Origin of the sequence: Aliirhizobium wenxiniae (genome assembly GCF_019511445.1) — a bacterium.
GTDB classification, from domain to species: Bacteria; Pseudomonadota; Alphaproteobacteria; order Rhizobiales; family Rhizobiaceae; genus Neorhizobium; species Neorhizobium wenxiniae_A.
The window spans coordinates 186,183-197,123 of sequence record NZ_JAEUAN010000004.1; the positions used below are offsets into that span (position 1 = coordinate 186,183).

At 59.3% G+C, this 10,941-nt stretch carries 10 protein-coding genes; 6 read left to right on the plus strand and 4 right to left on the minus strand.

What is annotated here, in order from left to right; all coding sequences use genetic code 11:
- Positions 1-2: 2 nt before the first annotated feature.
- The 3 genes from JNB91_RS06795 to JNB91_RS06805 all read left to right on the plus strand — a co-directional run bounded on the left by JNB91_RS06795 (position 3) and on the right by JNB91_RS06805 (position 3,137).
- Positions 3-1,676, plus strand: coding sequence for a nitrite/sulfite reductase (locus JNB91_RS06795; RefSeq protein ID WP_220324766.1), 1,674 nt, complete (start codon positions 3-5; stop codon positions 1,674-1,676).
- Positions 1,676-2,179, plus strand: a complete 504-nt coding sequence (locus JNB91_RS06800) for a DUF934 domain-containing protein (protein WP_220324767.1) — start codon at positions 1,676-1,678, stop codon at positions 2,177-2,179. The genes JNB91_RS06795 and JNB91_RS06800 overlap by 1 nt, the downstream gene beginning before the upstream one ends.
- 145 nt (positions 2,180-2,324) lie before the next feature.
- Positions 2,325-3,137, plus strand: coding sequence for a ferredoxin--NADP reductase (locus JNB91_RS06805; protein ID WP_220324768.1), 813 nt, complete (start codon positions 2,325-2,327; stop codon positions 3,135-3,137).
- A gap of 194 nt (positions 3,138-3,331) precedes the next feature.
- On the opposite strand, the gene hflX is transcribed toward JNB91_RS06805, so the two are convergent.
- The 4 genes from hflX to JNB91_RS06825 form a co-directional block, all read right to left on the minus strand.
- A complete protein-coding gene (gene hflX, locus JNB91_RS06810) occupies positions 3,332-4,672 on the minus strand; it encodes a GTPase HflX (RefSeq protein WP_222857461.1) in 1,341 nt (446 codons plus the stop codon).
- Positions 4,673-4,747: 75 nt separating this feature from the next.
- The gene (gene hfq, locus JNB91_RS06815; protein ID WP_007757453.1) at positions 4,748-4,990 is read right to left on the minus strand and encodes an RNA chaperone Hfq; all 243 of its coding nucleotides are present in this window, start codon (positions 4,988-4,990) and stop codon (positions 4,748-4,750) included.
- A gap of 300 nt (positions 4,991-5,290) precedes the next feature.
- A complete protein-coding gene (ntrX, locus tag JNB91_RS06820; protein ID WP_220324769.1) occupies positions 5,291-6,655 on the minus strand; it encodes a nitrogen assimilation response regulator NtrX in 1,365 nt (454 codons plus the stop codon).
- Positions 6,645-8,915 (minus strand): sensor histidine kinase NtrY-like, encoded by a 2,271-nt coding sequence (locus JNB91_RS06825; protein ID WP_220324770.1) that lies wholly within the window; start codon positions 8,913-8,915, stop codon positions 6,645-6,647. Before JNB91_RS06825 ends, ntrX begins: the two co-directional genes overlap by 11 nt.
- Before the next feature lie 368 nt (positions 8,916-9,283).
- Between JNB91_RS06825 and JNB91_RS06830 the strand changes: the two genes are divergently transcribed.
- From JNB91_RS06830 to JNB91_RS06840, 3 genes are all read left to right on the plus strand, one after another.
- Positions 9,284-9,688: a hypothetical protein gene (locus JNB91_RS06830; protein WP_220324771.1), complete on the plus strand. Its 405-nt coding sequence runs from the start codon at positions 9,284-9,286 to the stop codon at positions 9,686-9,688.
- Between the two features lie 141 nt (positions 9,689-9,829).
- Complete coding sequence (locus tag JNB91_RS06835; RefSeq protein WP_220324772.1) at positions 9,830-10,318, plus strand: copper chaperone PCu(A)C; 489 nt, start codon at positions 9,830-9,832, stop codon at positions 10,316-10,318.
- Positions 10,315-10,902, plus strand: a complete 588-nt coding sequence (locus JNB91_RS06840) for an SCO family protein (RefSeq protein WP_223218079.1) — start codon at positions 10,315-10,317, stop codon at positions 10,900-10,902. Before JNB91_RS06835 ends, JNB91_RS06840 begins: the two co-directional genes overlap by 4 nt.
- Positions 10,903-10,941 lie beyond the last annotated feature (39 nt).

Genomic DNA, 10,941 nt, shown 5'->3' on the forward strand with positions numbered 1-10,941 from the left:
CCATGTATCGTTACGATGAATTCGACCACGCCTTTGTTTCGAGCCGCGTGGAACAGTTTCGCGATCAGGTCGAGCGCCGTCTTTCCGGCGAGCTCGCCGAGGATGCGTTCAAGCCGCTGCGTCTGATGAACGGCGTTTATCTGCAGCTTCACGCCTATATGCTGCGCGTCGCGATCCCCTACGGCACGCTGAACTCGAAGCAGATGCGGATGCTGGCGCGTATCGCCCGCAAATATGACCGCGGTTACGGTCATTTCACCACCCGCCAGAACATTCAGTACAACTGGCCGAAACTTTCCGACACGCCGGATATTCTGGCCGAACTGGCAAGCGTCGAAATGCATGCGCTGCAGACCTCCGGCAACTGCATTCGCAATGTCACGGCCGACCATTTTGCCGGTGCGGCAGCAGACGAGGTGGCCGACCCCCGCCCCTATGCCGAAATCCTGCGCCAGTGGTCCTCCGTCCACCCGGAATTCTCCTTCCTGCCGCGAAAGTTCAAGATCGCAGTGACCGGCGCCGAGCGCGACCGTGCCGCGATCCAGGTCCACGATATCGGCCTGCACTTGAAGAAGAATGACCAAGGGCAGATCGGCTTTGCCGTCTATGTCGGTGGCGGACAGGGCCGCACGCCGCTGATCGCCAAGAAGATCAACGACTTCCTACCTGAGCAGGATCTCTTGTCCTACATCACCGCGATCATGCGCGTGTACAATCTGCATGGCCGTCGCGACAACAAGTACAAGGCACGCATCAAGATTCTCGTGCATGAAACGGGCGTAGAGGAACTGACCCGTCAGGTGGAGGAAGAATTCTCCCATCTGCAGGAAAGCGAACTGAAGCTGCCAGAAGCTGATGTCGCGGCAATCACCGCCTATTTCGCACCGCCCGCCCTGCCCGACCGTGGCGAAGGCTGGGCGCAGTTGGCCGGCTGGAAAAAGCAGGACGAGGCCTTTGCCCGCTGGGTGAACCAGAACGTGCAGCCGCACAAGCACCCCGACTACGGCATGGTGACAATTTCGCTGAAACCCATCGGCGGGATTCCGGGCGATGCATCCGACGTGCAGATGGACGTGATCGCCGATCTGGCGGAAGAATTCGCCCATGACGAAATCCGCATCAGCCACGAGCAGAACGTCATTTTCCCGCATGTGGCGCTGGCCGATCTCGAGCCGCTCTATCGGGCTCTGACGGCACATGGGCTGGAAACGGCAAATTCCAACCTGATCACGGACATCATAGCCTGTCCCGGCCTGGACTACTGCGCCTTGGCGAACGCCCGTTCGATCCCGGTAGCCCAGGAAATTTCTTCACGCTTCGGCGCGCCTGAAAGGCAGGCCGAGATTGGTGAACTCAAGATAAAAATCTCCGGCTGCATCAATGCCTGCGGCCATCACCATGTCGGCCATATCGGTCTTCTGGGCGTGGAGAAGAAGGGGGCCGAACTCTACCAGATCACGCTTGGGGGTTCCGGCGACGAAAACACCTCGATCGGCGAAATCATCGGCCGCGGTTTCGAGCCTTCCAAGGTAACGGACGCGATCGAGACCATCGTCGATACCTATCTCGGCCTGCGTGAGAGCAAGGACGAGAAATTCCTCGATGCCTATCGACGTGTCGGCCCGCAGCCGTTCAAGGATGCGCTTTATGGTGATGCCAAGGCGGAGGCTGCGTGATGACAAAAACCTGGAGAGAGACCGGTTTCGTCGAGAACGATCCGTGGATCATCGAAAGCGATGAGGTGAAAGCTGAAGGCGAGCAGAAGGCGCTTTTACCGCTTGATCAGTTTATCGAGAAGGCGGAGGCCAGCAATGATGTCGGCCTCGGCGTGCTGATCAAGCCCGCCGACGACGTCACCAAGCTGGAGCCCTATCTCTATCGCATCGAGATCGTCGCGGTGGATTTCCCGGCCTTCAACGACGGCCGCGCCTTCAGCCACGCCTCGCTGTTGCGCGATCGCCTGTCATACAGGAACGAGTTGCGCGCTGTCGGCGACGTCCTGATCGATCAGGTGCCGTTGATGCTCCGCTGTGGGATCGACAGCTTTGCCGTCACCAACGCGACGGCGCTGAAGCGACTGTCGGAAGGGCGCCTGCCCGGCATTGCCATGCATTACCAGCCCACGGCACGCCATGCCGAGCCCGGCGAAGGCTACAGCTGGCGGCGCCGCTCGGCCTGACACTCTCCTCGAAGCGAAGAGTTAAAGGTGACTTTCATACACATATTTTCTATGCTTTCCGCGACATTGGGCGGGGATGCCTTCAAATGCGCAGCTTGATAGTATATCTGGCTGTCAGAACGATGAGACTGGAAGACCGATCGCGATGAACGCTCCTGCAAAGAACGAAGAATTTGCCGTAAAAATCCCGGATGGCGTCTACGCCGAGACGGTGCTGGACGTGCAGCACTATACCGACCGGCTGTTCCGCTTCCGCATGACGCGCCCAGCCGGCTTCCGTTTTCGCTCGGGTGAATTTGCCATGATCGGCCTGATGGTCGGAGAAAAGCCGATCTACCGCGCCTATTCGATCGCGAGCCCGGCCTGGGACGAGGAACTGGAATTCTTCTCGATCAAGGTGCCGGACGGCCCGCTGACCTCGCACCTGCAGAAGATCAAGCCGGGTGATACCGTGCTGATGCGCAAGAAGCCGACCGGCACGCTGGTTCTCGATGCGCTGACGCCGGGCAAGCGTCTCTACATGTTCTCGACCGGCACCGGCATTGCGCCCTTCGCCAGCCTGATCCGCGATCCGGAAACCTACGAAAAATTCGAGGAAGTCATCCTCACCCATACCTGCCGCGAAGTGTCCGAGCTGAAATACGGCCAGGACCTAATGGAAGAGATCAGGAACCACGAGTTCCTCTCCGAACTGGTCGGCGACAAGCTAAAACTCTATTCGACGGTCACCCGCGAAGACTACCCCTTCACCGGCCGCATCACCGATCTGATCGAAAACGGCAAAATGTTCTCCGACCTCGGCGTGCCGCCGCTAGACCCGGCCGTCGACCGCGGCATGATCTGCGGCTCGGCTGCGATGCTGAAGGACACCAAGGAACTGCTCGAAAGGGCAGGATTGACCGAGGGCGCGAACAACAAGCCGAGCGAATTCGTTATCGAGCGGGCTTTCGTTGGGTGAGGAACGGTCGGGCGGAGCCCGAGCAATCGATCCAGTGAATCGATTGCAGTGACGAACGCCGCGAGCCATAGCGAAGGGCCGGGCAATTATAACCTCCGTCATGCTCGGGCTTGTCCCGAGCATCTACCAACGTATCAAAAAATGCGACGTGATTAGATCCTCGGGACAAGCCCGAGGATGACGACAGAGAGCTTTTACCGCTCCCAGTCTTCCTTCTCGCGCTTCGGGCCATTGCCCAATCGGCGCTCCAGCTCGGTCGCCTGGGCTTCCGACATGCGCACATCCATCGTCACCGAACCGTCCTCATTGTCCTTGCGGCCGTCGACGATCGAGTTGCCGTAGATCCAGGAGACGAGCGCCAACTTGTCGGTCGGAATGGTGATCGTGGTTTCGGTAAGCACGCCGGAAAGGCGCTTGGCGATCTCGTCCATCAATGGATCAAGACCTTCGCCGGTGATCGCCGACAGCGCCATGATGTTGTCGCGGTCTCTGACGCGGTCAAACAGCGCGTCATGGGTTTCCGGGTCGAGCCGGTCGATCTTGTTCCAAACCTCGATGATGCGCTCGGAGCTTTCCTTCTCGTCGATGCCGAGATCGGCGAGAATGCGCAAAACGTCATGCGACTGGGCGGCATTGTCCGGATCGGACATATCGCGCACATGCAGGATCAGATCGGCTTCCAGCACCTCTTCCAGCGTCGCGCGGAAGGCGGCGACGAGATGGGTCGGAAGGTCGGAGATGAAACCGACGGTGTCAGACAGGATGACGGTGCGGCCATGCGGCAGCTTCATCCGGCGCAGTGTCGGGTCGAGCGTTGCAAACAGCATGTCTTCGGCGAGAACCCCCGCACCGGTAATGCGGTTGAACAGGGTCGACTTGCCGGCATTGGTATAACCGACCAGCGCCACGATCGGATGCGGCACCTTGCGGCGCTTGGCGCGGTGAAGCTGGCGGGTGCGCACGACCTGTTCCAGCTCGCGCTCCAGCTTGACAATACGGTCCTGAAGCAGGCGACGGTCGGCTTCGATCTGGGTTTCACCCGGACCGCCCATGAACCCGCCACCGCCGCGCTGGCGCTCAAGGTGGGTCCAGGACCGGACCAGACGGCCCTTCTGATAATTCAGATGCGCCAGATCGACCTGCAGCGTGCCTTCCTTGGTGGAGGCACGGCGGCCGAAAATTTCGAGAATGAGGCCAGTGCGGTCGATAACCTTGGCATTCAGTTCTTTTTCGAGATTGCGCTGCTGCACCGGGGTCAGCGGATGATCGACTATGACGAGGCCGGCATCCTTCTCGTCGAGAAGCGCCTTGATTTCCTCGATCTTGCCGGTGCCCATCAGCGTTGCAGGACGCGGCTGGCTGACCGTCACGATCAGGCCTTGGGCGATCTCGAGATCGATGGCGCGGGCAAGCCCGGTCGCCTCTTCCAGGCGCGCCTCATTGGAACGCTGCGGCGCGGCGACGATCGGGCTGTCGCCCTGCCCTGCCTTCGGCCGAGCCTGTTTCAGCACCGGCACGACGACCACTGCGCGCATATCGTCCCGGTGCTTTTCGGCTTCCGGGACGAGTGATTCGTTAGACGTATCTCGGATAGAAATCTGTCTTTGTCCTTAGGCTGCGTTTTCTTCGGTCTCGAACATCTGCATAGGCTGGCCCGGCATGATGGTGGAGATCGCGTGCTTATACACGAGCTGGGAGTGCCCGTCACGACGAAGAAGGACGCAGAAGTTGTCGAACGAAGTGACGACACCCGTGAGCTTTACCCCGTTGATGAGGAATATAGTCAGGGAAATCTTCTGCTTGCGAACGGTATTGAGAAATAAATCCTGCAGGTTCTGAGAACGTTCCGCCATGGCGCCGATTCTTTCTTTCTTGCCGGCAATCTGCCGGGATAATGATCTCACGTGATAAGAGATGATGGAGAAACGCCCCGTGTTTCCCTTCCCCCACAAGTCTGGTTACCAAATCGGCGTCTTTTCCGCAATCTCGAAAAAGGCGTCGCGCATATCCGATGCGACACTGCCTTGATGTCCACCGGCGCTGTCTTCCATCGATTGAAACGATTGGAATGCAGATTTCGGCAGTCTGCGCGAAACCGTGGTCAAAGACACGTGGGGCCGCACGGATGCGACCCCGATAGCCGGGCAAAGACCTCAGACGCCGAGCGACTTAAGCTTGCGGTGCAGCGCCGAGCGCTCCATGCCGACGAATTCGGCGGTGCGGGAAATGTTGCCGCCAAAGCGGTTGATCTGCGCGATCAGATAATCACGCTCGAACATTTCACGCGCCTCTCTCAGCGGCAGCGTCATGATGTGGACGTCGCCCTTCGAGGAGACCTTCGGCAGCATATCCCCGAGATCGGTCGGCAGCATGTCGGCGGAGATCGCGGTATCCGGCCCATCCGTGCGGGCAAGGATCATCAGCCGCTCGATATTGTTGCGCAGCTGGCGGATATTGCCCGGCCAGTCATGCGCCTGCAGCACCGCCATCGCATCGTCGCCGATCTTGCGCGCACGGATGCCCGCCTGTTCGGAGACTTGCCGCATGAACATGTCGACGAGGAACGGGATATCCTCGCGCCGTTCCGCCAAGGCTGGAACCTTGACCGGCACGACAGCGAGACGGTGGTAGAGATCCTCACGGAAAGCGCCTTCGGAAATCAGGCTCTCCAGATTGTAGGCGGTCGAGGAGATGATGCGGACATCCACCTTCACCCGCTTCGAACCGCCGACACGCTCGAACTGCTGGTCGACCAGCACGCGCAGGATCTTGTTCTGCGTCTCGCGCGGCATTTCGCCGATTTCGTCGAGATAGAGAATGCCGCGATGCGCCTCCTCCAGCGCGCCGATCTTGCGCGGCTGGCCGGGCGTGCCCTCGGTGCCGAACAGGGCGATTTCCATCCGGTCGGGCGTGATCGTCGCGGCATTGAGTGCCACGAACGGCCCCGTCGCACGCGAAGACTTGCGGTGGATCATCCGGGCAACGAGTTCCTTGCCGGAGCCGGAGGGACCGAGGATCATGATGCGGCTGTTGGTCGGAGCGACCTTCTCGATCGTTTGGCGCAGCTGGGAAACGGCAACCGAGGTTCCGACCAGCTCGGCCGCATCACCGGTGCGCTTCTTCAGCTCGGAAACCTCGCGCTTGAGCTTGGAGTTTTCCAGCGCCCGTTCGGCGATCAGGATCAGGCGGTCGGCCTTGAACGGCTTTTCGATGAAGTCGAACGCGCCGCGCTTGATCGCCGAAACGGCAGTCTCGACATTGCCATGGCCGGAAATCATCACCACCGGAAGCTCGGGATGACGGCTCTTGATCTCGTCCAGCAACGCCAAACCATCCAGCTTCGAGCCCTGCATCCAGATATCGAGGAAGACCAGCCGCGGCACGCGGTCGGAAATCGCCGCAAGCGCGCTGTCGCTGTCATGCGCCATTCGTGTCTCGTGGCCCTCGTCCGAGAGGATGCCAGAAACGATCTCGCGAATATCCGCCTCGTCATCAACGACCAGAATGTCAGACGCCATAAGCAATTTCCTTGTCTTTATCCGTCATGGGCGTGGCAGCCGCATCGGCATGCGGCAGAAGCACCCTGATCATGGCGCCCTTGCCATGATCAAAATCGGCAGGGGCATCGTGCAACTCGAGCTGCCCCCCATGTTCTTCAATGATCTTCTTGACGATGGCGAGGCCGAGCCCTGTGCCCTTTTCGCGCATCGTCATATAGGGTTCGAGTATACGGTGGCGGTTCTCGGTCGGCAGTCCGATGCCGTTGTCGATCACGTCCACCACGAAAAGATCGCGTGCCTTGTCAAAACTGGAGCGCACCATCACCTTGCGCCCGTCACGCTCCTCGTCAGCAGGCACCATCTCGAGAGCCTCGACGGCATTCTTGACGAGATTGCCGAAAGCCTGACCGAGCATCCGACCGTCGAACAGGCCGTTGAGCGGTTCGTCGCCGAGTTCGCGGATGAAATCTACATGGCTCGTGCCCATTTCGCGCAGGAAGATCGAATCTTTCAGAATGCCCCGGAGATCGGTGATCTCCTTGGATGGCTTGGGCATACGCGCAAACGAAGAGAACTCGTCGACCATGCGGCCGATATCGCCGACCTGCCGCACGATCGTATCCGTGCACTGGTCGAACACGGCCCGGTCGCTCTCATCGATCTGCTTGCCGTAACGGCGCTTCAGCCGCTCGGCCGACAGCTGGATCGGGGTGAGCGGGTTCTTGATTTCATGCGCAATACGGCGCGCCACATCCGCCCAGGCGGTCGAACGCTGCGCGATGACAAGGTCGGTAATATCATCGAGCGTGATGACGTAGCTGTCGCTCGTCGTGCGTTGTTCCTCGCGGGTGACCTGCACGGACAAAGTCCGCTCCTTGCCGCCACGCATCAGGTTGACCTCCTTGCGGAAGTCGCCGCGGGCACGCGTGGTGGCTTCGGTGAGAACCTGATCGACCTCGGGAACGATGTCCTGCAAGGTCTTGCCGATAAGATCATCGGCACTGATGCCAAGCATCTGCTCTGCCGAAGGGTTGACGATGCTGATCCGGCGATCATCAACGCCGATGACGGCAGCAGTTACGCCGGAAAGCACGGCCTCGATGAAGCGGCGGCGGTCATCGACCTCGTCCTTCGCTTCAAGAATCTCGTCCTGCTGCGTACGGATCTCGGAAATCATCTTGTTGAAGGTACGCGACAGGCTGCCGACATCGCCATCGGCCGCGCGAACGGGAACAACGACATTGAGATTGCCGCTGCCGACTGCATCGGCGGCGCTGATAAGAAGACGGATCGGCCGCACGATGCGGTCGGCAACCGCGATTGCAGCCCAGATGGCAGCCAGAAGAACGATCAGTGCAAAGCCGAGATAGAGCACGGCAAAGGCGAACTGCAGCGACGAACGGCCTGCCTCCATCGCCTTGTATTCGGCCGTATTCTCCTCCATCAGCCGCATCGCGTTCATGACCTTCGGGTCGACGGCGCGGATCGTATAAAGGAAGGTCCCGGATATCGCATCCGTCTTCATGACGGCACCGACAAGATTGGTGATTCCGGGAGGAATGAGTGTCGGCTGACCACCCGCGGCAGATTTGAGCGCGTCGGCGGGAATCGCAGGCAGCGGCCGCTCGGTCTTGATATCGGCCTGCGCAATCGCCTGACCGTCTTCCCGCACCAGGAATGCCCCAAGCATGCCGCGCCCGCGAGCCTGTCGGGTCATCAGATCCAGAAACCCGGTGCGATCGAGATAGAACATAGCGCGGTTTCGCTCGAGGTCGTTAGACATCGAAACCGTCTGTCCCTGCAGATAGCTCGCATTCTCCATCATGTAGGCGCGCGCTATATCCTGCGATGATTGCACGATCGACTGAGTGCGCAGCGAAAACCAGCGATCGAGGCCGACATTCAGTGTCAGGCTGGCAAAAATCGCCACGAGAACCGCAGGCGTGATCGCGACGATGGAAAACAGGGCAACGATCCGAACGTGCAGACGTGCCGCCGCCCTGCCCCTGTTCCGCGCCTTGAGCAACCGGGAAACTTCGCGGCCGATGAGATACATCAGCCCCAGAATGAACAGCGAATTGATCACAGCGGAGGCGATGACCACGTTGCCCGTAGGTGCAATGGGAGTAAGGCCGAGGAGGACCAGCAGTGTCAGGATGGCGCAAAGCAGCGCGCCACCGGCAAGCAGGATACCCGGCAAGGCGAAGGACGCGCGGCGATCCTGAATGAAGGTCGCAGATTGAGCGTCGGCAAGTGGTGCCGTCCCGCCGTCCACCATCATGTCCCTCCCGCTTTGGGGCCAACTGCCTTATCGCCTGACCACACTGTGGAAAGACGCTTTTGAAATCGCCGAAATAGGATGTCCGTCGCTCTGACCGAAAAAAAACGCCGCCGGTTCAGCTAGGGCACCTGCGTGACCTCTAAGCAACGCATTGTGGCGAAAATGCAACGATCATTACAAGCTGTCAAGCAGCCAGCAATCCCGGTCCATCACAATACACGGATGTCCACGGAATTAGACGTTGGCGGAGGTATTATCTGAGTATATTCCGAAAAAGACTTTCACCACGAAAAAGCGGCAAACTGCCACATGAGCAATTTCATCGCACCGGTGACTTTAACTCCAGCCTGTGGCATGGAGATTTCATGAAAGCGATACGGCAAATCCTCTCTGACAGGATGCTGGCGACCGCGTTTGCGGTAGTCCTCGCCTATCTGTTGGCATTTCAGGGATTTACCGGAAATCTCGCTAAAGCATCGACGGCAATAGCCGCCCAGGATCCGCTCCACGTCTTGTGCGGTTCTACCGGTATCGTCGAAGCAGATCCGGCAAGTGCCGACAATCCGTTGAAAAGAGCCACGGATTGCCCCTGCGCAAGCCTGTGCCGCCTGGCGTCCTCCATTGCCCCCGTCATCCTCACGCCGGGCGTATTGCTCCTGCAATTCTCGGTGTTCACATCGGAAAACATCGCTTTTCCAAGCCTGGAGATGCCTGCACCAACGCGTCGAGGCATTCTGGCCGACGCCCGCGGACCACCCGTCATTTCGTGAAGACAGGCCATGCGCCATGCGCATCCGGCCATGAAATCAGGCAATTATCGCCCTCCCCTTATATCGTCGGCCGTCACCGGACCATATTGCCCACATTCCGGCAGACCAGAGCCAACCAACAGGTTCCTTTCGGAGAAATCCATGTTCAACAAGAAGATCGTTGCCTACGCGCTGCTCGGCTCCGTGCTCGCCTTCGGCTCGACCCAGGCCCATGAATTCAAGCTCGGCCAACTCGAGATCGGTCACCCCTATTCCCGCGCGATGCTGCCCATGGCCAAGGTGGGCGGCGGCTATCTGAAAATCACCAACAGCGGACCAGCCGATCGCCTCATCGGCATCACATCCGAGCGCGCCACGACAGTGGAAATCCATGAAATGAAGATGAACGGCGCTGTGATGGAAATGCGTGAACTGGATGGCGGCCTCGCGATCCCAGCCAATAGCACCGTCGAACTGAAGCCCGGCAGCTATCACCTGATGTTCATGAATGTGACACAGCCTTTCAAGCAAGACGAAATGATCAAGGCGACGCTTGTCTTCGAGAAGGCAGGATCGGTCGATGTCGAATTTTCCGTAGGTCCGGTCGCAGGCGACAAGGGGCACGCGGCACATTCGGAGCACGGAAAATGACCACCAAAAATCCGTTCATGCTGATTGCCACGGCACTCTGCACGATCTTCTTTTGCGTCCTGGTCGGTATCCTGTTTTTCACCTTCAAGGACGAGCCGCGAAACAGCAGGTTCAACGCCGCCTTCTCCCTGGTCAACGACCAGGGAGAAAAGGTCGACGAGACAATCTTCAAGGGCAATCCGTCGCTGGTCTATTTCGGCTATACGCACTGCCCCGAAGTCTGCCCGACGACGCTGTTCGAAGTCGCCGGATACCTGAAGGCACTTGGAGAGGATGGCGCATCGATCAAGAGCTACCTGTTCACGGTTGATCCGGAACGGGATACGCCAGAGATCATGAAGAGCTACGTTACCGCCTTTTCAGACCGGATCACCGGTGTGACGGGCACTGCAGAAGAGATGAGGCGGGTAGTCTACGGCTGGAAGGCATTTGCGGAAAAGGTGCCGAACAAGAGCGGCGGCTATTCGATGAGCCACACGATGGACCTTTTCCTGATCGGCGCTGACGGGCGCCTGAAAGGTCTCATCCCCTACGGCGCAGATCCTGACGAAGCCGTCAGGAAAATCCGTAGCACACTACTTTAGCCAGTTGCGATCGGTTTGATGTCAGGACGCCGGACAAAA